Genomic DNA, 20,774 nt, shown 5'->3' with positions numbered 1-20,774 from the left:
CGGCGGTGTCCCGCTCGGTCCGGCCGGTGTGTCCCGGCGACGACAGCAATGTTTACGGGCCGGTTGAGCGCGACGCAATGATGTGACGTACTACCTAACTCCGTAGCAATGTCCGAAATGAGCTGTTAAATGGTGACTTCCATGCAGGTCGGCTGAGTGGAGCTGGTACGGCCCTCGCTAGGATGTGATCTGGCTCCTATGGGTGGCATCACACGCAGAGCCCCTCCGGCGGGGCTTCGGAGTCGACTCGCGAGGGGTAAATCGGGGTCTCACGATGGAAGACCCAGACCATCGACCCCTTGGATGGCACCATGTCCGTGACTCCCCCCAAAGGCTCCGCGAGGGCCCGGCGCCGGATCATCGTGGGGAGCGCGCTCGGCAGCCTGCTCCTCGCCGGCGGTCTCGTCGGCTGCGGCAACGGCGGGAGCGCCGGCTCCGCGACCCCTGCCGGCACTCCCCGTACACCGAACGTCTCGTCGTTCTCCGGTGCGCCACCGTCGGCTCTGGCGTCCTCGGCCTCCTCGGCGATCGGCTCGGCCCGGGCGTCCGCCTCCGCCGCGGCATCCTCCGCCTCGGCTCGCGCCTCCGAGTTCGAGGCCTCGGTGGACGCCGAGACCCAGCGCAGGAGTGCGGCGGCGGAAAAGGAGCTGAAGAACGTCAAAGGCCGGGGCAACGCGCTCTCCGAGGTAGCCATGACGGGCATCCCCAGGTCACGGACCGGCGGAGTGCTCGCCGTCCTGGTCACCATCACCAACAAGACCGGCAGCGCGGCCTCCTACGCGGTTCAGGTCGACTTCAAGGACGCGGCCGGCAAGGTGGTCGAGACGCGGTACGTCGGGGCGGAGCACCTGGAACCCGGGAAGAAGGACCAACCCATCGCCTCCAGCCACCAGCCACCGGAGACGAAGCTGACAGCAGCCCTCGCCAAGGCCCAGCGTTACTGACGTCGGGCGGCTCGTCCGGATGCCGCAGTGAGGAATTCGTGCGCGCTGGGCGAGCGGGGGCGGGCGACCGGGGGGGACTGTCCGGCGCAGGAGGTGCTGACCGGGTCACCCGCCACCACGCCGCGGGAAGGGCCGTCCGCGCGCGACACTCCACCTGACATGGGTGTGGCACAGCCCGCCGCAGCCAGGATCTACACTCAGTTGGTAGCCGCAAGCAACGGAACGTGCGTGTCGACCGTCTCACCCGTCCGCTGCCGCGCCTCGACGACGATCCGGTCGACCGCACCCACACAGAGTCTCGAAGCCGGGCCGGGCCCGGCCGGCGAGGCGAGGCAAGGAGATCCGCACGCATGACCACGTCCGCATCCCCGGCTCGTGGGGGAACCGAAGCGATATCCGCGTCGGCGCCGGCCGGCAGGCTGACGCACCGTCAGATCATGACGATCCTCAGCGGCCTGATGCTGGGCATGTTCCTCGCGGCGCTCGACCAGACCATCGTCAGCACCTCGATCCGCACGATCGCCGACGATCTGCACGGGCTCAGCGCGCAGGCGTGGGTCACCACCGCGTACCTGATCACCTCCACCATCAGCACGCCGCTGTACGGAAAGCTGTCCGACCTCTACGGCCGCAAGCCCTTCTTCCTGGCGGCCATCACGATCTTCATCGCCGGCTCGGCGGCCTGCTCGTTCGCCACCTCGATGACGGAGCTGTCCGCCTTCCGGGCCTTCCAGGGCATCGGCGCGGGCGGTCTGATGTCACTGGCGCTGGCGATCATCGGTGACATCGTGCCGCCCCGTGAGCGCGCCCGGTACCAGGGCTACATGCTCGCCATGTTCGGCTCCTCCAGCGTGCTCGGCCCGCTGATCGGCGGTTTCCTCGCGGGCCGCAGCAGCATCCTGAGCATCGCCGGCTGGCGCTGGGTGTTCCTGGTCAACGTGCCGGTCGGCATCATCGCGCTGTTCGTCGTCGCCAAGGTCCTGAACCTCCCGCACACCCGGCGCGAGCACCGCATCGACTGGTGGGGCGCGCTCACCATCGCCGTCGGCGTGGTGCCGCTGCTGCTCGTGGCCGAGCAGGGCCAGAGCTGGGGCTGGACCTCCCCGAAGGCCTACGTCTGCTACGCGGTCGGCGCGGTCGGCCTGCTGGTGTGGGTCCTCGTCGAACGGGCCATGGGCGAGGAGGCCCTGATCCCGATGCGGCTGTTCCGCGGCGCGGTGTTCAGCAAGATGAGCCTGATGTCCGTGCTGATCGGCATGGGCATGTTCGGCGGGATGATGATGATCCCGCTTTACCTGCAGATCGTGAAGGGTGTCAGCCCCACCAGGTCGGGCCTGCTGATGCTGCCGCTGATGGTCGGCATGATCGCCGGGACCATCGTGGTCGGACGCATCATCCAGAAGACCGGCAAGTACAAGGTCTTCCCGGTCATCGGCACCCTGCTGATCATCGCCGCCATGCTGCTGTTCCACTACCGGGTGGAGTGGAACACGGCACTGCCGCAGACCATGGCCTACATGGCCCTGTTCGGCATCGGCCTCAGCGGATGCATGCAGATCCTGACGCTGGCCGTGCAGAACGCCGTGGAGCCCAAGGACATGGGCGTGGCGACCGCGTCGGCCACCTTCTTCCGGCAGATGGGCGGCACCGCCGGCACCGCGGTCTTCCTCTCCGTGCTGTTCAGCACGGTCGGCGACAAGATCAGCTCGGCCTTCCGGTCCGCCGCGCAGACGCCCGCGTTCCAGGCCGCGCTCCATGACCCGGCCGTACGGCACAACCCCGCGAACGCGCCGGTGCTGGAGATGTTCAAGCACCCCGGCGCGGGCGGCGGGAGCGGCTCGGGCGTGCTCGACGACTCCTCCTTCATCCAGCAGCTCGACCCGCGTCTCGCTCAGCCGTTCAAGGTCGGCTTCACCGACTCGATGCAGCTCGTCTTCCTCATCGCGGCGGCCGTGATGGTCCTGGCCTTCCTGGTCGCGGTGTGGACCAAGGAGGTGCCGCTGCGCAAGGTCTCCGGACTGGAGGCACAGGCCGCCGAGGAGAGCGCCGGCCCCGCCCCGGAGCCGGCCGAGACCACGGCTGCCGGGCCCGCCTCGACCCCGGCCACCGAGCCGGCCGCCACGGAGCGCACCACCGCCGAGACCGCCGCCGACGCCCCGGCCGGAAGGACGCAGCCCGTCACCGAGCCGGCCGATCGGTTCGCACCCGTCCCCGGCGCCCCGTCGCACGGCGTCCACGGACGGGTGCTGGACGGCGCGGGCGCGCCGGTGTCACAGGCCGTCATCACCCTGATCGACGTCAACGGACGGCAGTTCGGCCGCGCCGTCAGCGGCGCGGACGGAGACTACGCGATGTCCGTCACCGGCCCCGGCACGTACGTGCTGATCGGCGCCGCCGGTGCCCGGCAGCCGCAGGCGGTCACGGTCCTGGTCGGCGACGAGCCGGTCGAGTGCGACCTCGTGCTCAGCGGCACCGTCGCGCTCACCGGGACGGTCCGGGAGGCCGTCGAGGGGCGCCCGCTGCCGGGAGCCCTGCTGGTCGCCACCGACGTGCGCGGCGAGGTCGTGTCCTCCGGCACCTCGGCCGCCGACGGCGCCTTCGTGCTCACCGATCTGGTACCCGGCGGCTACACGCTCGTGGTGAACGCGCCCGGACACCGCCCGGCCGCCCTCCCGGTCGATGTCACCCCGGGCGGCGCCGACGTCTGCGAGATCCGCCTCGAACCCGGCGCCCGGCTCCACGGCGTCGTCAGCACCGCGACCGGCCGGCCGCTCCACGACGCCAAGGTCACCCTGCTGGACTCGGCCGGGAACGTGGTCGGCACCACGATCACCGGCTCCGACGGCGCCTACGGATTCACCGACCTCGACGGCGGCGAGTACACCGTCATCGCCGGCGGCTACGCCCCGGTCGCCGCGTCGGTGCGCCTGGACGGCAGCGGCGTCACCGGCTTCGACGTCGAGCTGTCCCACCAGGAGGAGTCCCGGTAGCGGCAACGGCCCGCTGCGCCATGGAACACGGGGGTGGCGACGCCGCGGTCGCGGTGCTAGATCAGCCGGCCTCTCGGCCCTGGGGAGTCCAGGCTCAGACACCAGCCGCACCAGTCACACATAGTGGTCAGGCGCTGTCTGGGACGGTGGGAGGGCGGGACTGCCGGGGCAGGACGCGTCCGCCAGAGCCTGCGCACCGCCTCCGGCTTCTGCGATGCGGTGGGCGCCGTCTGGTCCGAGCCGCCGCCGCGGCTGAGGTGCATACCGATCGCCGACGTCGCCAGGCTCACTACGGCGGCTGCGCACCGGGCGATCCGGAAGTCGTGACGTGAGGTGGCACCGACGTGGGAGCCGACCACCGCGACCAGGACGGCGAAGCCGATCGCGGCGGAGATCTGGCGGCATGTCCGGGCACGTCGCGCGATGCGCGGGCGCGGCGCGCAGGAGCCGGGCGCAGTCTGGATGGTGGAGGTGGGTTGCCGTGGCGCACAACGAAGCCATTTCGCCCGTCGAGGGTGCGGCAGTACTGGAAGCTCTGTTCCACCAATCCCCGACTGGCCTGATGGTCCTGGACACGGAACTGCGGATCCTATGGATCAAGGTCAACACGCCGGTCCTGAAATCGGGTCCCCCTGAAGAGATCCTGGGCCGGCACTTCACCGACGTATATGACCTTTCCGCGCCCGGTGAGGTCGAGGCGATGCTGCACGGCGTGCTGGAGAGCGGCGCGCCCGCCCGGGGGCGACGAGTGGGGGTGCGTCCGAAGGGCGTGCCGGGCCCGGAGTACCGGTTCTCCGTCTCGGCATCTCGTCTTGAGGACACGCGGGGCAGGATCTTGGGAGTGCTGACGGAGATACTTGGTGTCACCGAGTGCGAGAAGGTACGCGCCCGTCTGCGCGTCCTCGGCTCGGTGCGCGACCGCGTGGGACAGACCCTCGACGTTGTGGCCACCTGCGAGGATTTGGTGCAGGCGGTGGTGCCGGACCTCGCCGACATCGCTGTGGTGGAAGTGGTGGAGGCAGTGGCGCGTGGCGAGGAACCTCCGCCGAGTCCTCTCGGCCGGGAGGTGCCGCTGCGCCGTGCCGCCTTCGCCAGCAGTGGCGGCGAGGACCAGGTCCAGGCACATCCGGTGGGTGACGTGCGCGCTCTGCCGTTCCCGACGCCCTACGCCCAGACGCTGACCGACCTCAAGCCGCGCCTCGTCGCCCTGGGCCCCGAAACACCTTGGCTGGCGGCCGTCCCGCAGCACGCCGAAGCGATCCGCGCGTCCGGTGCCCACAGCCTTATCACCACTCCCCTGACCCTGCGGGGAAAGGTGCTGGGACTGATGAGCCTATACCGCACCAACCAGGGCGACGTCTACGACCAGGGCGATGTCACCCTCGCCGACGCAGTGGCCGCTCACGCCGCACTGTGCATCGACAACGCCCGCTGTTACACCCGCGAACACACCATCGCCCTGACGATCCAGCGCCACCTGCTGCTTCCCGAGGTTGCGACGCAGGCGACCGTTGAAACCGCGCACATACTGGTGCCTTCTGAAACCGGCGGAGGCGGCGGGTTCGTCACATTCGGCCTGTCCGGCGCCCGCACTGCACTGGTGGTCGGCGAAGTAGTCGGCCAAGGCATCCATGCGGCCACCACCATGGGACAGATAGGGACCGCCGCCCGCTCCCTGGCCGCGCTCGACCTGGAGCCCGACGAGCTCCTCGCCCGCCTCAACGACACCGCGATCAGCCTGGCCCAGGAACGCGCGGCTCTGCCGCCCGGCGACCCCATGCCGCTCACGGGAAGCTGCGCGTACGCGGTCTACGACCCGATCGCTGGGACCTGCACCATCGCACTGGCCGGCCACCCCCCACCCGTCATCGCCCATCCCGATGGGAGCACCGAGATCCCTCACCTACCGAGCGGACCTCCCCTGGGCAGGACCGAAGGACCCCCCTTCGCTGCCACCACGGTCTCTCTCCGCGACGGCAGTGTCCTCGCCTTCTACACGCCATCCCTCCTGCATACCTCCCAGTCCCCGGAGACCCTCCAACGGGTGCTGGCCCACACTGACCGGCCACTGCAGGATCTGTGTGACGACGTGCTTTACCGGCTGCGGAACGACACCCGCCACGGCGACGTCATCCTCCTCCTCGCCCGCACCCACACATTCCCCGCGGACCAGGTGGCCGCATGGCATCTCGACCCCCACCCCAAAGCCGTCGCCACGGCGCGCACCCACACCCAACACCAGCTCAGCCATTGGGGAGTGGACGAGGAAACCGCCTACACCACCGAAATGATCGTCAGCGAACTGGTCACCAACGCCATCCGCTACGGCACACCGCCTGTGCAGTTGCGGCTCATCAAGGACCGCACGCTCACCTGCGAAGTCCACGACTGCAATGCCGTCGCGCCACGGCTGCGCCACGCGAAAACCATCGACGAAGGCGGGCGCGGCTTGTTCATCATCGCCCAACTCGCACAGAACTGGGGCGTCCGTTACTCCCTCGACGGCAAGACCGTCTGGGCCGAGCAGACTCTCCCGCCCGCAACCTCGCCCCGTCCCCAACAGCGGTCATAGCGACACCGAGGGCGCCCGGATTGTCGTCGGCCGGCCGTGCCGGCGAGCCCCGGCGGGCCAGGGCCAGATCACACTGGCCACCCTGCGTTCCCTGCGCGCGCACTGGCTACGGTGTGTAGCGATCAGTTGTGGGGGAGGGAGTTGTGGTTGGGGGATTTCGCCCGGGCCGGCCCAAGACCGACAAGCTGGACGCGGTCTGGCTGGCCAAACTCGCCGAACGCGGCATGATGCAGGCCTCGTTCGTCCCGCCGCAGCCCGTGCGGCAGCTGCGGGACCTCACCCGCGCCCGCACCGTGTTCACCCAGGAACGCACCCGCCACAAGCAGCGGGTCGAGAAGCTCCCGGAGGACGCGCAGATCAAACTGTCTACTGTCGTCTCCGACCTATTCGGCGTGTCGGGCCGGGCCATGCTCGACGCCCTGATCGCCGTCCAGCGCCCCCCGCACCCTCGCAGACCTCGCCCGCGGCCGCATGGCCAGCAAGAAACCGGCTCTGATCGAGGCCCTCACCGGGCAGTTCGAAGACCACCACGCCCGCCTGCTGCGCGTGCTGCTGACCACCGTTGACCACCTCACCACCCAGATCAGCGAGTTCGACCAGTTGATCACCCAGGCCCTGGGCCGGCTCACCGACCCGCCTCCTGACGGGGTCCGCCCGCCCGGCACGGACACCGACGGCACCAGCCACACCGCGCAGCAGCTGGTCGAGAGGCTGGATGCCATCCCGGGGGTCGGGCCGGCCACCGCCCAGATCATCCTCGCGGAGATCGGCACAGACATGAGCCGCTTCCTCACCCCCCAACACCTCATCTCCTGAGCCAGGTTGCGCCCTCGCACCATCCAGTCCGGCGCGAAGAACAGCACCGGTCCGGCCGGGAAGGGCAACCCGTGGCTCAAGGGAGCCCTTGGCGAGGCAGCAACCAGCGCCGCCCGCACCGGCACCTTCCTCGGCGCCCGCTACCGCCGCATCGTCAAACGCCGCGGCCACCCCAACGCCGTCGTCGCGGTCGCCCGGTCCATCCTCGTGATCACCTGGCACCTGCTGAACGACCCCGACGTCCCCTGTCACGGCCTCGGCGCCGACTGGCACCACCGTCACCTCAACTCCGCCCGCAAGACCCGCGATCTCGTCCGCCAGCTCCAGGCCCTCGGCCACCAGGTGACGCTCGCCCCCGCCGCACCCCAACCACACGCACGCCCCCGACATCCGGTCCGCAAGCGGCCCGGATGCTGCCGCCTGCCCTCCCGAAGAGAGATTTTCCGTTCAGCGAACGTCTTTCATGGCGCTGTGGCCGTCGCGTCCCTTCCCCTCTGGCTGCGCGCATGACCTGCCAGGGACTCAGCCCTTCTTCTGTTTGTACAGTTCAAGATCCCTGTTCACGAACAGATGCACATAGCCGCAGTTCCAACAGATCAGGCCGGTTGCCGACTCGTTCGCCCAGCCCAGGTTCATGAACTCAAGGCCGGAGCTGTTGAGCTTCACCTCGCGGTCCCTGAACAGGTCACCCCGACAGAAGTTGCATTTGATCCACACGCCCCGTAGAGCCGCGCGAACAGGTTTGGCCATGTCTCCACCTTTCGTATAAGCCGTCGTGGTAGTGCGCCCGTCTCCCGCGCGAACTGCGTGGTGGGCAGCGCAATCAGGTCCCCAACCGGGCCATGCCACGGCATCGGCCCAGTGACCACCCGATCACGAAGACGTCGATGGGACGCTCTTGGAATCAGACGATGCTCGGCCGGCGCTGGGCGTCGCGGCGACCGATGAGGAACCAGAGCAGGCTCCCGAGGAACGGGGCCATGAGGGCGAAGACGAGCCAGACCAGCTTCATCCCTCCGGTGAGGTCGGACCTGACGATGCCGAGCAGAGCGCCGAAGTACAGCGCGAGAGCACTGGCGACCACAGCAGCTCCGGCGCAGGCGATCACGACAGTGCCGGTAGGGGCAAGAGCTATCTGGTGTGCGAGCTGTCCTTGCATCGTTCGTTCCTCGTGTTGGTGCGGGAATTCTTGGGGTGCCCGGTCCGGGGCCCCGGTTCATGGCGGTCCAGCCGTTTCGGGGTGCCGGCCGTGTCCAGGTAGAGCCCCTGTCACGACGGGTGCTGTGCGGACCGCAGCAGGTAGACGGCGGCGGCGACCGGGAGCAGCGGGACGATCAGGAGGACAAGGACGAATACTCCGAGGCCGAAGTTCAGCGTCCCCGCGGAGAGCACCCACTGCGACACCGCGAACAGCAGCGGCACGAGGGCCGCCGCCGTCGCGATCGCCCTGTCCCGGCTGCGCCACTGCGGCGCGGTCCACAGCCACCAGATCGCGCCGATCAGGGCAGAGACGCCCAGCAGGGGTGCGAAGAGCGTCAGGGGGCCGGTCGCCGCCAGCAGTACCAGCAGGGCGCGGGTGCGTCCTCGGCCCGTTTGCCGGGCGGGGGGCTCGTCACCGAGTGCGGTTGCCGCGATGGTGCGCGGGTCGCCGAGGCGTGTGAGCACGGTGCGGACCGCGTCGTCGCCGGATGCGGACTCTTCCGCGAGTGCCACGGCGATGTGCTCCTCCAGGTCGGCCAGCAGCTCGTTCCGGCGCTCCGGGCTGAGCCCGGCCGTTTCACGCGCCACGGCGGCCAGGTAACTCTTCACCAGCGGGTGCTCGGTGATCGTCACGACGGTCTCCTGTCAGTCGGTGATGAAGTGGTCGACCGCGTCACGGAAGTGCGGCCAGATGGCGGTGAACTCCTTCAGCGCCGCATGCCCCGACGGTGTCAGCTCGTAGTAGCGCCGCGGGGGCCCGCTGGGGGACTCCTGCCAGCGGGTCTCCACCAGTCCGTCACGGCGCAGCCGCGACAGCAAGGGATAGATGGTCCCCTGGCTCGTGACCATGACGTTCACCGCGCCGAGGGTTTCGAGCAGCTCCACGCCGTAGCGCGGGCCCTGGCGCAAGATCGCAAGCACGCAGTACTCCAGCACCCCCTTGCGGAGCTGGCTCTCCGCCTTGCCCGCGGCCGGCTTACCTGCGATGTCAGGTTCCATGCATTGCACAGTACCTGGTCATCCCTGGAAGTCCAAAGATGATGTCCGTGCACTCGGGATTCGGTCGGACCTCGACTCACCAACGCTGGCAGCCCTCGATCCGGGACATAGAGCCGACCGCACACTGACCCATCGGACAGGCCCTAGCTAGGTCCAACGCCTGATCGCAAGGTACCGTTCTTACTGCCAGTGTGCACCTGCATACGAGTTGCAATAATAGGGAGGGTGTTGGACATGGCGCTTTACACGCTCTCGGAACTTCCGTACGACTACTCGGCGCTCGCCCCGGTCATCAGCCCGGAGATCATCGAGCTGCACCACGACAAGCACCACGCGGCGTACGTGAAGGGCGCCAACGACACGCTGGAGCCGCTGGCCGAGGCGCGGGAGAAGGAGTCGTGGGGCTCGATCAACGGCCTGGAGAAGAACCTGGCCTTCCACCTCTCGGGCCACATCCTGCACAGCATCTACTGGCAGAACATGACCGGCCCGAAGGACGGCGGCGGCGAGCCTCTGGCCCAGGACGGCGTCGGTGACCTGGCCGACGCGATCACCGAGTCCTTCGGCTCCTTCGCCGGCTTCAAGGCCCAGTTGTCCAAGGCCGCGGCCACCACGCAGGGCTCCGGCTGGGGCGTGCTCGCCTACGAGCCGCTGAGCGGCCGGCTGATCGTGGAACAGGTCTACGACCACCAGGGCAACGTCGGCCAGGGCTCCACCCCGATCCTGGTCTTCGACGCCTGGGAGCACGCCTTCTACCTCCAGTACAAGAACCAGAAGGTCGACTTCATCGAAGCCGTGTGGCAGGTCGTCAACTGGCAGGACGTGGCCAAGCGCTACGCCGCCGCCAATGAGCGCGGCGACAGCCTGCTGCTCAAGCCGTGACGCCGTAACACACCTCAGACGTCCTGCCTCGTGATCGTCTTCTCACCCTTCACGTCGGCAGGCGGCACAACGGAGGGCTCCCGCGAGGACATGTGCCCGCGGGAGCCTTTCTGCTGCCGGCGCAGGGACGCACCGGTGCGCGTCGGTCGCCGGCTCAGCGGCTGTGTCGTCAGCCGGTGTCGGCAGTGCGGGCGCTCCAGCGTTCCTCGACCCTGGCCAGCCGCCAGTAGCCGATGGCCACGACCCAGACGACCACGAACAGGCCGACGATGACGTAGCCGACGTTGTCCAGGTCCAGGCCGGCGATCCAGCCGGAGACGTCGTCGCTCAGGCCCAGCTTGTCGTGCAGCACCCCGACCAGCTCGATGGTGCCCACGAAGAAGGCCACCGCGATGGACAGGCCGGTGATGGTGAGGTTGTAGAAGACCTTGCGGACGGGGTTGGAGAAGGCCCACTGGTAGGCGAAGTTCATGAAGGTGCCGTCGAGGGTGTCGAACAGGCTCATACCGGCGGCGAAGAGCAGCGGCAGGCACAGGATCGCGTACCAGGGCAGGCCGGCGGCGGCGCCGTTGCCGGCCAGGGCGAGAAGCAGCACCTCGGTGGTGGTGTCGAAGCCGATGCCGAAGAGGAAGCCAAGCGGGAACATCTGGCCGGGGCGGCGGATGGACTTGGTGAGCCGGCCCAGAATGCGGTTCATGAAGCCGCGCGAGTCGAGGTGGGCCTCCAGCTCAGCCTCGTCGTACTGCCCGGCCCGCATCGCCTTGAAGACGCGCGCGATCCCGACCAGGGCGACCAGGTTCAGGGCGGCGATCAGGTACAGGAAACCGCCGGAGACGGTGGTGCCGACGGTGCCGAGGACCTGGTGGGTGCGGGAGTCGTCGTTCATCAGGCTGCCGGCGAGCTTCGCGCCGCCGGCGACCAGCGCGGCCATGGCGACCACCACGCTGGAGTGGCCGAGCGCGAACCAGAAGCCCACCGACACCGGCCGCTTGCCGTCCGCCATCAGCTTGCGGGTGGTGTTGTCGATCGCGGCTATGTGGTCCGCGTCGAAGGCGTGCCGCATGCCGAGGGTGTAGGCCGTGATGCCCAGACCCACCCCGAATGCCTTGGTTCCGACCTCGTAGTGGCGCGGGACCACCAACAGGAAGAGGATGCCGAAGGCGACCACGTGCAGAGCGACGATGACGGCCAGGAGGCCGGCGGTGCGGACGGTGTCCTCTCGGCGCCAGCGGAAGGAAGGAGCGACGGCGGTTTCGGGCACGCCTTCGGGCAGGGTCATACGGTCACGCTCCAGCACCTCGTGGATCAGCTTCGTGCTGCCGTGGCCGGTCTCCTGGCTGACGGGTCATCGCGCCCGCCCCTGCCTTCCCAGCCGTGAGGCCAGTGGCAACGCATGGGGCGGGAACTCCCCGATCACAGTGGCGAGGGCCGCTCCGGACTGAGCCCCTGAGGGACTGTCACCGGTCTTCCCGAACACCACGGCCCGCCCACCCTAGAAGGCCGCTGGCCGAAGCTGCAAGGCTGCACAACTGATCAGGTATGGAGGCGGGCGCCGGTGACTGCGATGATGGGGCCATGCATCTCGTCCCCGCGGAACGTGCCGGGCAGCGGACCATCGACGGCCATCGGGTCTGCGACGCCATCGCAGCCGTCGGCGAACCCGAGCGTGTACGCGCCTGGGCCGACCGCTTCTCCCTCCTCTCCGACCCCGGGCGCCTGGCCCTGCTGTTCGCCCTCCACGAGGCGGGCCCCATCGCCGTCTCCGACCTCGCCGTCGCCACCGGGATGCGGGACACCGCCGTGTCCCAGGCCCTGCGCCTGCTGCGGGCGGCGGGCGCCGTGGAGGGCGAGAAGGACGGCCGGGTCGTGCGCTACCGCCTCGTCGACGGCTCCCTCTCGGCATTGCTGAACCACTGCACGTCACACGATGCAAGCCCCGACAGCACAATGTCGCGAGAAGCAAGTGGCGCAGGACGACGGTGAGGATCGCAGCTGCGCGCGATTGCCGCCGGCCTCGGACAGGACCAACAGCGGCTCCTCGCCCGGTGTCGTCACTCCGGTTTTTCCGGCCGGGGTTTCCGTGCTCTCTGGCTTCACCGGGCAGTTGGAGGTTTCCTTCACGTTCAGGGCCGGGTGGTGCCGCCTTGCGCTGCGCGTAGGCGCAGAAGCCGCTGCATATCGGGCGACGTCCATCGAGGACGACTTCTTCACCGACCTCGTTGAGGCAGTGGCACGGATCGCCTCGGGTGCGATCGTGGCGTCGGTCTTGTGGGGTGACGAACCGGGAGGAGTGTTCCTCGATATCGCGCGGTCGGGACCTGACCACGCTTCCATCGTCGTGCACCAGCTCGGCCTCCCCGACTGGCTCACCCCGGCCGACCCGCCCTGGGCGCCGGTACGCGGGGACGCTCTCGTCATGGCCCGGCTTCCGATGGTGACCTTCCTGACCGCATTCGCAGAAGCCTTTTCCGCTGTCCAGCAGTCGGCACCAGAAGGACGCATTCCAGGCTGGGGCGGCGAATTTCCTGCTGCAGCTTTCGCCAACCTGCGGCGTGAATTGGGCAAGCGACGGTCCTTCTAGGCAGGTGCGGCCGTGGACGAGTTGGTCCTTGTTCGCCTGCCCCTCACGGAACTCCTCCCTGCGGCGTCGTGCGGCGTGGGCTCGTCGGTCGGGCCGGTCGGTTCAGGCGTGAGCGTGCTTGGTGCGGCGCCGAGAGATTCGGCCGAGGAGGAGGTCCACGACGAGGAAGGCGGAGAGCGGGATCCCGAGCAGCGGGACGTAGTAGCCGACGACGGCGACCGCCGCGACGCAGGGCATCAGCACGTACACCGGCACCTGTCGCCAGGCCCCGCGGGGGAGCGGGCGGCCGAAGGCGGAGCCGCGGCCGCGCTGCCACCACATGCGGTAGCCCCAGAGGATGAGGAGGATCAGGGCCAGGGCGAGGCCGGCCAGCACGATCTGGTTGGCGAGGCCGAACAGGGTGCCGGTGTGGGCGTCGATGCCCCACCGGGTGAGCTTGGCCAGCAGCGGGTAGTCGGCGAAGCGCAGGACGTCGGTGACCTTGCCGGTGGCCGGGTCGACGGCGATCGAGTCCTGCCTCTCGGGCCAGCTGCGCTGGATCTGCCGTACGACGTAGGCGGAGTTGGAGTCCGCGGGCGGCACGATTTCCACCGGGTCGGACAGGCCCTCGGCGCGGGCCGTCTTCAGGACGGCGTCCAGTCCCACGTCGGAGCGTGCGCTGGGGTGCGAGCCCATGTCCTTGCCGTTCATGTCCATGCCCGCCATGGCGCCGTGTCCCTCGTGCCCGCTGCTCACCGTCGCGGTGACGGAGGGGGTGGACTGGCCGAGGGCTTCGCGGAGGTCGCCGATGTTCGCTCCGGCGTAGGTGGACCAGGTCAGGCCGGTCGCCGACAGGAAGAACAGGCCGCCTGCCGCCCAAACGCCGACCGTGCCGTGCAGGGTCAGGGAGCGCCGCCGCCCGGTGGTGCCGCGCACCTTGCGGCGGGCGCGGCGCCGTCCGAACCACAGCACCAGCCCGCCACCTGTGATCACCCACAGCCAGCTCGCGGCGAACTCGCTGTACAGGCGGCCGGTGTCGCCCAGGTGCAGGTCGCGGTGGAGTTCGTCGATCCAGGTGCGCAGCGGCAGGGCGCCGGTGGAGCCGTACTGCTCCAGCGCGCCGCGTACCTTGCCGGTGTAGGGGTCCACGAACACGGCGAGTGTGCGGTCGGCGGGTATGCCCTTCACCCCGGACAGCAGTACGCGTGTGGTCGCATCCGGCTGCGGTGACGGCCGCACGGCGGCGATGGTGCCCTCGGGGTGGGCCTTGCGGGCGGCGGCCACCTGCTGGGAGATCGGCAGCTTGTGGTCGCCGACCGGGACGGTCAGCTCATGGGCGTACACGATCTTCTCGGCCTGGAAGGAGCCCGCGTACAGCAGTCCGGTGACCGCCGCGACCAGCAGGAACGGCGCGACGAGCACGCCCGCGTAGAAGTGCAGGCGCAGCACCAGCGGGCGCAGCGTTCGCAGGACCGAGGGAGCCGCCGCGGAAGCAGGTCCCAGGGCCAGCTCACCGGCATCGCTGGCCGTGCGGGGTGGGGCGGTGATGGGCGGTTCGACGGACATGGGCTGCTCCTGCGGCGTACGGGTGTCACGTCAGCTGTCGGCTGAGCGGAACGGTGAGTTCCAGGCCGTTGGTGTGATGTGAAGCACCTGGTCGGCCGCGAGGGTCGGGCGGCCCGGCGTCATGCAGCGACTGGAGCAGGGAGTCGCCGAACGTGGGCCGCCTTCGCGTTGCCCTGCGGCGGTCGGTCAGGCGATGCCGTCCAGCTTGCCTGCCTTGGCGTCGGCGACGATCGATGAGAACTGGTCGGCGCTCATCTGGACCTGCTGGCCGAAGTCGTCGGTCAGGACGATGCGGCGGTCGGTGGGGGCGGCCGGGTCGACGAACAGCTGGGGACAGCCGCAGTTGCAGTTGCCGCAGAAAGTGGCGACGGGTTGCAGCCCGCTGGTGTCGGTCATGCTGTTCCACCTCCGTGGACATGAGGTGCGGCACTCGAGTGGTCCGACGGATCGGACCGGGCGGTGACCGCGGGGGACTGTCCCGGGGATACCCGGCGCGGATGCGACGGACGCGCGGCCCCGTCGTGTGCAGGGGGCGCGGAGGTGGCGGGTATGCGCTCGTGCTCCTTGGAGTGCTACCGGTGCTTCGATCTCGCCAAGGTGGCCGGGAACTGAACGGAACCCGCGTCCGACTCGTAAGGAGGAGGCAGGTCGACCAGGTGACAGGTCCGTGGGTGGTGATGCGTATGCCCGGGCCGGGGGAGAGATCCTTTGGGCGCGTGGCAGCATCAGGTGCCGTGAGTGTGTCCCTGACGGTGCGGAGCGTGCGCGCGGCGGTGTTCGCCGTGCTGTGCGTGCTGCTCGCTGCCGGAGGGCATGCCATGGCCACGGGCATGGCGCCGCCTGTGTGGGTACAGGTCGCCTCGTTCGTGCCGGTCTTCGCGGCGGGCTGCCTGCTGGGTGGCCGCGAGCGGTCGCTGGCCGCCATCGGCACGGGGACGCTGGCCGCCCAGGGCGGGTTGCACCTTGTCTTCCACGCCGTCGAGCCCCAACACGCCTCGATGGTCATGCACGGCATGCGGATGGTCCAAGCGCCCCATGCGCTGACACCGCATGCCACCGCCGCCCACGTCGGGGCGGCCCTGCTGCTGACCTGGTGGCTGCGGCGCGGTGAGGCGGCACTGTGGTCGCTGCTGCGGTGGGCGGTCGCGTTGGTGCCGGGCCTTGCCGCCTGGTGGCAGGTGGCCGGCGGGGCGTGGCGCGCACCGGCCGGGCCGGGGCTTGTGCGTAGGGCCGCCGGCGAGCCGTGGGTGTTGCGGCAGGTACGGCTGAGGTACGCCGTTCACCGGCGGGGGCCGCCGATGGAGATTTCGTACGCGATCTGAACCCGACATCCCTTCTTCCGTACGGAGATCCCTCACCTCATGTCCAGGACCCGCACCTCCCTGCGCCGCGCGGGCGCCGTGACCGCCCTGACCGCCGCCGGACTCCTCGCTGCGGCAGGCGTCGCCTCCGCGCACGTCACCGTCCACCCCGAGAGCTACGCCAAGGGCGCCACGGACGGCGTGCTGACTTTCCGTGTCCCCAACGAGGAGGACAACGCCTCCACCACCAAGGTCCAGGTCTTCCTGCCCACCGACCACCCCGTCCTTGGCGTCCTGGTCCATCCGCAGGACGGCTGGTCCGCCCAGGTCACCAACACCAAGCTCAAGACGCCCGTCAAGACCGACGACGGCACCATCACCGACGCCGCCTCCGAGATCACCTTCACCGGCGGGAAGATCGCGCCGGGCCAGTACGAGGACTTCGACGTCGCCTTCGGCCAGCTGCCCGACGACACCGGCCAGCTGGCCTTCAAGACCCTGCAGACGTACTCCGACGGCAAGATCGTCCGCTGGATCGAGGAGGCACAGGGCGGCCAGGAGCCGGAGAACCCGGCACCCGTACTCAAGCTCACCGCCAAGGGCGCGGAGGACGGTGGTGGCACCTCGACCGCTTCGACGGCGAGTTCGAAGGGTTCCGAGAGTGCCAAGCCGACCGCATCGGCCGGCGACTCGACCGCCCGCGGTCTCGGCATCGCCGGGCTGGTCGTCGGCGTGCTGGGCCTGGCAGCGGCGGGCTTTGCCGTCGTGCGCGGCCGTTCCGCCGGGTCCCAGGCGGAGTAGCGCAACCTGCCCTGCTGACGGTAGCCGTCGGCAGGGCACCGTTCCGTCGCCGCGACCCCCGGCACAGTTGTCCCTCACGTGACGCGGACCACAATGTTGCTCCGGAACTCGCCCCCCGGCGGCTCCGACTCCTGATGCAGTACGGCGCGATCCGACCGACGCCGTACGACGTGATCTGGAGACGCCTTTTATGGATGAGTCCCGGCAATCCTCTTCCTCCGGCGCGGGTGCGGTGTCGCGGAAGCTGGTTCCTCCGCCCGCCCTGTGCGGATTCCTTCTCCTGCTGGCGCTGGTGTTCACGGTGTTGTACGCCGTCGGTGCCGCCGCAGGACCCGTCGCGCCCGGCATGCACGGCACCGGCACGAGCCGGGGGGACGGTGGCCCCGGCGGGGGCGGCGGCACGGACGACATGGGGGACATGCACGGGGGTGGCCACTGATGGGCGGGGAACCGGTGGCCGTGGACCTGGTGACGACCGACCTGACCGTCGGTGGCATGACCTGCGCGGCCTGTGTGAGGCGCGTCGAGAAGAAGCTCGGCAAGCTGGACGGGGTCACGGCGACCGTCAATCTGGCCACTGGACGGGCGCGTGTGAACCACCCGCCCGGGATCAACCCCGAGGAACTCGTCGCCGCCGTCGAGCAGGCCGGCTACACGGCTGCCCTGCCCGAAACACCCGAACAGCCCGAGACGCGCGAGGCCACGGACGGGGGCGAGTCCGAGGATGCTCGCCAGGAGCGGGGCCGGCTGGTGATCACCGCGCTGCTCGCGGTGCCCGTGCTCGTGCTGTCGATGGTGCCCGCGCTGCAGTTCCGCAACTGGCAGTGGCTCTGCTTCGCGCTGGCCGCGCCGGTCGCCGTGTGGGGCGCGTTGCCCTTCCACGTGCGTGCGGCGCGTGGGCTTCGGCATGCGGCGGCGACCATGGACACCCTGGTGTCGCTAGGTGTGGTGGCGTCCTTCTCCTGGTCTGCGTACGCGCTCTTCCTCGGCGGTGCGGGAGAGCCCGGCATGCGGATGCCGTTCACTCTGGTGCCCTCGGCTTCGGACGGCGCGGCGCACCTCTATCTGGAAGCGGCTGTCGGCGTACCTCTGTTCGTGTTGGCGGGGCGTTTCCTGGAGGGGCGGGCCCGGCGTGGGACCGGGGCGGCACTCAGGTCGCTGGCCCAACTTGCCACCAGAGAAGTGACGATCCGTGACGGCAACAGCGAACAGCTTGTTCCAGTCGAGTGGTTGAGGGTGGGGCAGGATTTCGTGGTGCGGCCGGGGGAGCGCGTGGCCACCGACGGGCAGGTTGTGGAAGGCAGTTCAGCCGTCGATCTGTCCCTGGTCACCGGCGAGAGCGAACCCGTCGAGGTCGGGCCGGGTTCGGCGGTGGTCGGCGGTGCCGTCAACGCCGGCGGGCTGCTGCTGGTGAAAGCCACGGCCGTCGGCGCCGACACACAGCTCGCCCGGATCACCCGGCTGGTGACCGAGGCCCAGGCAGGCAAGGCGCGGGCGCAGCGGCTGGCCGACACGGTGGCAGGCGTCTTCGTCCCCGTCGTGCTGACACTGGCCGTCACCTGTCTCGGCTTCTGGCTCGGCGCCGGGGCCGACCTGCAGGCCGCCGTCACCTCGTGCGTGGCCGTGCTCGGCGTGGCCTGCCCTTGCGCGCTCGGCCTGGCCACGCCGACCGCGCTGATGGCCGCGACCGGCCGTGGTGCCCAACTGGGCGTCCTCGTCAGCGGACCCGAGGCACTGGAGGGGCTCCAGCACATCGACACGGTCGTCCTGGACAAGACCGGCACGCTCACCTCCGGCCACATGACCGTCGCCCGCGTCACGGTCGTACCCGACGGACCGGGCAAGGAGGGGGTGCTGCGGCTGGCCGGGGCCGTGGAGCACGGCTCGGAGCATCCCCTGGGCCGGGCGGTCGCTTCCTACGCCCGGCGGGAACTCCCCGAGGGGCCGCTGCCGGACGTGGGTGAGTTCGCCGCCGTGCCGGGGCGGGGCGTGCGCGGCCTGGTCGAGGGCCGGCTGGTGGAAGTCCTCGCCGCGGACGGCGAGTTGCCCACCGCCCTGGCAGACGCGCTGCGGGTGGCCGAGGCCGCCGCCCACACTCCCGTCCTGGTCCGGGTGGACGGTGTGGCCGAGGCCCTGATCGAGGTCGGGGACGTGGTACGGCCCGGCAGCTACCGGGCCGTGGACCGGCTGCGGCGCCTCGGCGTACGGCCGGTGCTCGCCACCGGTGACCGCGAGGCACCCGCGCAGGCCGTGGCCGCAGCCCTGGGCATCGACGAGGTGCACGCCCGCTGCACCCCCGAGGCCAAGGCCGCCCTCGTACGGGACCTGCAGGAGCAGGGCAACCGCGTCGCGGTCGTCGGCGACGGAGTGAACGACGCCGCCGCCCTGGCCGGCGCCGACCTGGGCATCGCCATGGGCAGCGGCACGGACGTGGCCATCGGGGCGGCCGACGTGACGTTGGTACGCGGGGACATCGAGGCGTTGGCGGACGCGGTCCGGCTCGCCCGGCGCACGCTGGGCACGATCCGGGCCAACCTCGTCTGGGCCTTCGGCTACAACGTCGTGACCGTGCCGCTCGCCATGGTCGGCCTGCTCGATCCGATGCTCGCCGCCGCGGCGATGTCGGTGAGTTCGCTGCTGGTCGTGGGCAACAGCCTGCGGCTGCGCGCCTGGCAGCCCTCGCCCGCTCCCGCCCGGAGGCGCACCCGATGACCGAGCCGAATCTCTGGCGACCCACGCGCCGCCGACTGACCGACACCCTCCTCGCCGCGCTCGCTCCCGTGGCCGCGTGCAGCCTCGCCCTGGGCGGGCTGACCACCTGGGCGGGGGCCGGGAAGGCGGGCAGCCCGTCCCGGATCACCGTCTCGAACGGGCGGGTCCTCCTGCCGTACGGGGACAGCACGGACACCGCGGCGCTCTTCGACATCGCCAACGCCGGTGGCGCGGACGACCGGCTGGTGAACGTGACGTCCACCGCCACGCACGGCCGGATCACCCTCAGCGGGCACCGCATGCTGGGCGACCGGGCCGCGTACAAGGTCGACGTGACCTCGGCCGGCGTCCCCGCGGGCGGCGTGCTGTCCATGTCGCCGCGCGGGGTGGACGTGACGCTGCGGGCAGGGGCCGGCTGGCAGGCGGGTGACCTCGTACCGTTCACGCTGCACTTCGAGCACAGCGCGCCGGCCGAGACGATCGCGGTCGTGATCCGCCCGAGCGGCGGCGGCCGGTGATCGCCGACCCTCGTGGCGGAGGCGTCCTCTTCTAGACGTCGGGTCAGAGTGTCGTCGAGTTCCAGCCTGTTGTCGTGGGCTGGATCACATCCTGCGTATTGAGTACGGTCCCCCGTGGATGTCCGTACCCACGCATGACGACCGAAGCCCGGATGCGAGGATGAGGCGCCATGACAGCAGGGTGGTGTGCTCGCGCGATACGGGCCGCGGTGTTCGCGGCCATGTGCGTGCTGCTCGCTGCCCTCGGCCACGTCCTGATGTCCGGCAGCGATGTGCCCGCGTGGGCGTTGGCCGCCGGCGGGGCCGTGACCGGTGCCGTGGGCTGGTGTCTGGCGGGGCGTGAGCGCGGGCTGCCGTTCATCGTGACGATCGTGGTCGCCGCCCAGACGGTGCTCCACGAGGCGTTCTCCTACGCCCAGTCGACGTCCGGCACGTCCGACGGCTCGGCCGCCGTGGACATGAGCGGCATGGGCTCCATGGACAGCTCCATGGGCATGGGCTCGATGCCGATGGGCTCCATGGACATGGGCGCCATGCCTATGCGCCACACGGGAATGGGCCCCATGGACCACATGGGGCACTCCGTGAACGGTGGTTCGTCGTCGTTCGGCATGCTCGCCGCCCACCTGCTCGCCGCGGTGCTGTGCGGCCTGTGGCTGGCGTACGGGGAGAAGGCCGCCTTCCGCATCCTGCGGGCCGCCGCCGGATGGCTGGCAGCCCCGCTGCGGCTGCTGCTCGCCCTGCCGGTCACCCCTGACCGCCCACGCGTCCGGGTGCGGCGCTGCCGCTCGGACCGCGCGCCGCGTCTTCTCCTCCTCGTCCACGCGATCACGTCTCGGGGTCCGCCGGTGGGGACGGCTGTCGTCTGAAGACAGCTGGTTTCCCGAGGCTGCCCGGCTGCCCGGTCGCGCCT

Annotated in this window: 22 protein-coding genes and 1 riboswitch; of the genes, 15 read left to right on the top strand and 7 right to left on the bottom strand. The window is 70.2% G+C overall.

What is annotated here, in order from left to right:
- Positions 1-311 precede the first annotated feature (311 nt).
- The 6 genes from ACFYOH_RS39940 to ACFYOH_RS39915 all read left to right on the top strand — a co-directional run bounded on the left by ACFYOH_RS39940 (position 312) and on the right by ACFYOH_RS39915 (position 7,832).
- Entirely contained in the window at positions 312-944 is a 633-nt protein-coding gene (locus ACFYOH_RS39940) for a hypothetical protein (protein ID WP_388636091.1), read from the top strand.
- A 350-nt stretch (positions 945-1,294) separates the two neighbouring features.
- Positions 1,295-3,934, top strand: a complete 2,640-nt coding sequence (locus ACFYOH_RS39935) for an MFS transporter (protein ID WP_388636089.1) — start codon at positions 1,295-1,297, stop codon at positions 3,932-3,934.
- Positions 3,935-4,415: 481 nt separating this feature from the next.
- Positions 4,416-6,506: a SpoIIE family protein phosphatase gene (locus tag ACFYOH_RS39930; protein ID WP_388636087.1), complete on the top strand. Its 2,091-nt coding sequence runs from the start codon at positions 4,416-4,418 to the stop codon at positions 6,504-6,506.
- A 128-nt stretch (positions 6,507-6,634) separates the two neighbouring features.
- Positions 6,635-7,072 carry a transposase gene (locus ACFYOH_RS39925; protein WP_388636085.1) on the top strand — a complete coding sequence of 146 codons (438 nt, stop codon included), beginning with the start codon at positions 6,635-6,637 and terminating at the stop codon, positions 7,070-7,072.
- Entirely contained in the window at positions 6,978-7,322 is a 345-nt protein-coding gene (locus ACFYOH_RS39920; protein WP_388636083.1) for a transposase, read from the top strand. Before ACFYOH_RS39925 ends, ACFYOH_RS39920 begins: the two co-directional genes overlap by 95 nt.
- A 6-nt stretch (positions 7,323-7,328) precedes the next feature.
- Entirely contained in the window at positions 7,329-7,832 is a 504-nt protein-coding gene (locus ACFYOH_RS39915; protein ID WP_388636081.1) for a hypothetical protein, read from the top strand.
- Positions 7,833-7,844: 12 nt separating this feature from the next.
- On the opposite strand, the gene ACFYOH_RS39910 is transcribed toward ACFYOH_RS39915, so the two are convergent.
- The 4 genes from ACFYOH_RS39910 to ACFYOH_RS39895 all read right to left on the bottom strand — a co-directional run bounded on the left by ACFYOH_RS39910 (position 7,845) and on the right by ACFYOH_RS39895 (position 9,521).
- On the bottom strand, positions 7,845-8,072 hold the full coding sequence (locus ACFYOH_RS39910) for a hypothetical protein (RefSeq protein WP_388636079.1): 228 nt from the start codon (positions 8,070-8,072) through the stop codon (positions 7,845-7,847).
- A 154-nt stretch (positions 8,073-8,226) separates the two neighbouring features.
- Positions 8,227-8,481: a PLD nuclease N-terminal domain-containing protein gene (locus ACFYOH_RS39905; protein ID WP_116153569.1), complete on the bottom strand. Its 255-nt coding sequence runs from the start codon at positions 8,479-8,481 to the stop codon at positions 8,227-8,229.
- A gap of 110 nt (positions 8,482-8,591) precedes the next feature.
- Positions 8,592-9,155, bottom strand: coding sequence for an HAAS signaling domain-containing protein (locus tag ACFYOH_RS39900; RefSeq protein ID WP_388636076.1), 564 nt, complete (start codon positions 9,153-9,155; stop codon positions 8,592-8,594).
- Between the two features lie 12 nt (positions 9,156-9,167).
- On the bottom strand, positions 9,168-9,521 hold the full coding sequence (locus tag ACFYOH_RS39895) for a PadR family transcriptional regulator (protein ID WP_388636074.1): 354 nt from the start codon (positions 9,519-9,521) through the stop codon (positions 9,168-9,170).
- A gap of 234 nt (positions 9,522-9,755) precedes the next feature.
- Here ACFYOH_RS39895 and ACFYOH_RS39890 point away from each other — a divergent pair, with 234 nt between their 5' ends.
- Positions 9,756-10,403 (top strand): superoxide dismutase, encoded by a 648-nt coding sequence (locus ACFYOH_RS39890; RefSeq protein WP_388636072.1) that lies wholly within the window; start codon positions 9,756-9,758, stop codon positions 10,401-10,403.
- 169 nt (positions 10,404-10,572) lie between these two features.
- Here the strand turns inward: ACFYOH_RS39890 and ACFYOH_RS39885 are convergent, their stop codons facing one another.
- A complete protein-coding gene (locus ACFYOH_RS39885; RefSeq protein WP_388636071.1) occupies positions 10,573-11,682 on the bottom strand; it encodes a HoxN/HupN/NixA family nickel/cobalt transporter in 1,110 nt (369 codons plus the stop codon).
- 26 nt (positions 11,683-11,708) lie between these two features.
- Positions 11,709-11,899, bottom strand: a riboswitch (cobalamin riboswitch).
- A gap of 79 nt (positions 11,900-11,978) precedes the next feature.
- Between ACFYOH_RS39885 and ACFYOH_RS39880 the strand changes: the two genes are divergently transcribed.
- On the top strand, positions 11,979-12,386 hold the full coding sequence (locus tag ACFYOH_RS39880; protein WP_388636069.1) for an ArsR/SmtB family transcription factor: 408 nt from the start codon (positions 11,979-11,981) through the stop codon (positions 12,384-12,386).
- Entirely contained in the window at positions 12,367-12,984 is a 618-nt protein-coding gene (locus tag ACFYOH_RS39875) for a hypothetical protein (RefSeq protein ID WP_388636067.1), read from the top strand. The genes ACFYOH_RS39880 and ACFYOH_RS39875 overlap by 20 nt, the downstream gene beginning before the upstream one ends.
- Positions 12,985-13,086: 102 nt before the next feature.
- On the opposite strand, the gene ACFYOH_RS39870 is transcribed toward ACFYOH_RS39875, so the two are convergent.
- The gene (locus tag ACFYOH_RS39870) at positions 13,087-14,529 is read right to left on the bottom strand and encodes a PepSY-associated TM helix domain-containing protein (RefSeq protein ID WP_388636065.1); all 1,443 of its coding nucleotides are present in this window, start codon (positions 14,527-14,529) and stop codon (positions 13,087-13,089) included.
- A 186-nt stretch (positions 14,530-14,715) separates the two neighbouring features.
- Positions 14,716-14,925 carry a hypothetical protein gene (locus ACFYOH_RS39865; RefSeq protein ID WP_388636063.1) on the bottom strand — a complete coding sequence of 70 codons (210 nt, stop codon included), beginning with the start codon at positions 14,923-14,925 and terminating at the stop codon, positions 14,716-14,718.
- Positions 14,926-15,263: 338 nt separating this feature from the next.
- Here ACFYOH_RS39865 and ACFYOH_RS39860 point away from each other — a divergent pair, with 338 nt between their 5' ends.
- The 6 genes from ACFYOH_RS39860 to ACFYOH_RS39835 all read left to right on the top strand — a co-directional run bounded on the left by ACFYOH_RS39860 (position 15,264) and on the right by ACFYOH_RS39835 (position 20,730).
- On the top strand, positions 15,264-15,851 hold the full coding sequence (locus ACFYOH_RS39860) for a hypothetical protein (protein ID WP_388636061.1): 588 nt from the start codon (positions 15,264-15,266) through the stop codon (positions 15,849-15,851).
- Between the two features lie 39 nt (positions 15,852-15,890).
- Entirely contained in the window at positions 15,891-16,631 is a 741-nt protein-coding gene (locus ACFYOH_RS39855) for a YcnI family protein (protein WP_388636059.1), read from the top strand.
- A gap of 190 nt (positions 16,632-16,821) precedes the next feature.
- A complete protein-coding gene (locus ACFYOH_RS39850; RefSeq protein WP_388636057.1) occupies positions 16,822-17,070 on the top strand; it encodes a hypothetical protein in 249 nt (82 codons plus the stop codon).
- Positions 17,070-19,343 carry a heavy metal translocating P-type ATPase gene (locus ACFYOH_RS39845; protein ID WP_388636055.1) on the top strand — a complete coding sequence of 758 codons (2,274 nt, stop codon included), beginning with the start codon at positions 17,070-17,072 and terminating at the stop codon, positions 19,341-19,343. Before ACFYOH_RS39850 ends, ACFYOH_RS39845 begins: the two co-directional genes overlap by 1 nt.
- Positions 19,340-19,861: a copper chaperone PCu(A)C gene (locus ACFYOH_RS39840; RefSeq protein WP_388636053.1), complete on the top strand. Its 522-nt coding sequence runs from the start codon at positions 19,340-19,342 to the stop codon at positions 19,859-19,861. Before ACFYOH_RS39845 ends, ACFYOH_RS39840 begins: the two co-directional genes overlap by 4 nt.
- Positions 19,862-20,031: 170 nt before the next feature.
- Positions 20,032-20,730 carry a hypothetical protein gene (locus ACFYOH_RS39835; RefSeq protein ID WP_388636051.1) on the top strand — a complete coding sequence of 233 codons (699 nt, stop codon included), beginning with the start codon at positions 20,032-20,034 and terminating at the stop codon, positions 20,728-20,730.
- The last annotated feature ends 44 nt before the right edge of the window (positions 20,731-20,774 follow it).

Source organism: Streptomyces sp. NPDC007856 (genome assembly GCF_042868225.1).
In the GTDB taxonomy this organism is placed as follows: domain Bacteria; phylum Actinomycetota; class Actinomycetes; order Streptomycetales; family Streptomycetaceae; genus Streptomyces.
The sequence above is the reverse complement of the archived record's forward strand: the minus strand, read 5'-3'. Positions and strand labels throughout refer to the sequence as shown.

Coding starts and splice junctions, on each gene's coding strand:
- ACFYOH_RS39835 (WP_388636051.1), top strand. CDS start 20,032: ATGACAGCAGGGTGGTGTGCTCGCGCGATACGGGCCGCGGTGTTCGCG.
- ACFYOH_RS39940 (WP_388636091.1), top strand. CDS start 312: ATGTCCGTGACTCCCCCCAAAGGCTCCGCGAGGGCCCGGCGCCGGATC.
- ACFYOH_RS39935 (WP_388636089.1), top strand. CDS start 1,295: ATGACCACGTCCGCATCCCCGGCTCGTGGGGGAACCGAAGCGATATCC.
- ACFYOH_RS39865 (WP_388636063.1), bottom strand. CDS start 14,925: ATGACCGACACCAGCGGGCTGCAACCCGTCGCCACTTTCTGCGGCAAC.
- ACFYOH_RS39845 (WP_388636055.1), top strand. CDS start 17,070: ATGGGCGGGGAACCGGTGGCCGTGGACCTGGTGACGACCGACCTGACC.
- ACFYOH_RS39895 (WP_388636074.1), bottom strand. CDS start 9,521: ATGGAACCTGACATCGCAGGTAAGCCGGCCGCGGGCAAGGCGGAGAGC.
- ACFYOH_RS39880 (WP_388636069.1), top strand. CDS start 11,979: ATGCATCTCGTCCCCGCGGAACGTGCCGGGCAGCGGACCATCGACGGC.
- ACFYOH_RS39920 (WP_388636083.1), top strand. CDS start 6,978: ATGGCCAGCAAGAAACCGGCTCTGATCGAGGCCCTCACCGGGCAGTTC.
- ACFYOH_RS39890 (WP_388636072.1), top strand. CDS start 9,756: ATGGCGCTTTACACGCTCTCGGAACTTCCGTACGACTACTCGGCGCTC.
- ACFYOH_RS39850 (WP_388636057.1), top strand. CDS start 16,822: ATGGATGAGTCCCGGCAATCCTCTTCCTCCGGCGCGGGTGCGGTGTCG.
- ACFYOH_RS39910 (WP_388636079.1), bottom strand. CDS start 8,072: ATGGCCAAACCTGTTCGCGCGGCTCTACGGGGCGTGTGGATCAAATGC.
- ACFYOH_RS39840 (WP_388636053.1), top strand. CDS start 19,340: ATGACCGAGCCGAATCTCTGGCGACCCACGCGCCGCCGACTGACCGAC.
- ACFYOH_RS39855 (WP_388636059.1), top strand. CDS start 15,891: ATGTCCAGGACCCGCACCTCCCTGCGCCGCGCGGGCGCCGTGACCGCC.
- ACFYOH_RS39905 (WP_116153569.1), bottom strand. CDS start 8,481: ATGCAAGGACAGCTCGCACACCAGATAGCTCTTGCCCCTACCGGCACT.
- ACFYOH_RS39870 (WP_388636065.1), bottom strand. CDS start 14,529: ATGTCCGTCGAACCGCCCATCACCGCCCCACCCCGCACGGCCAGCGAT.
- ACFYOH_RS39885 (WP_388636071.1), bottom strand. CDS start 11,682: ATGACCCTGCCCGAAGGCGTGCCCGAAACCGCCGTCGCTCCTTCCTTC.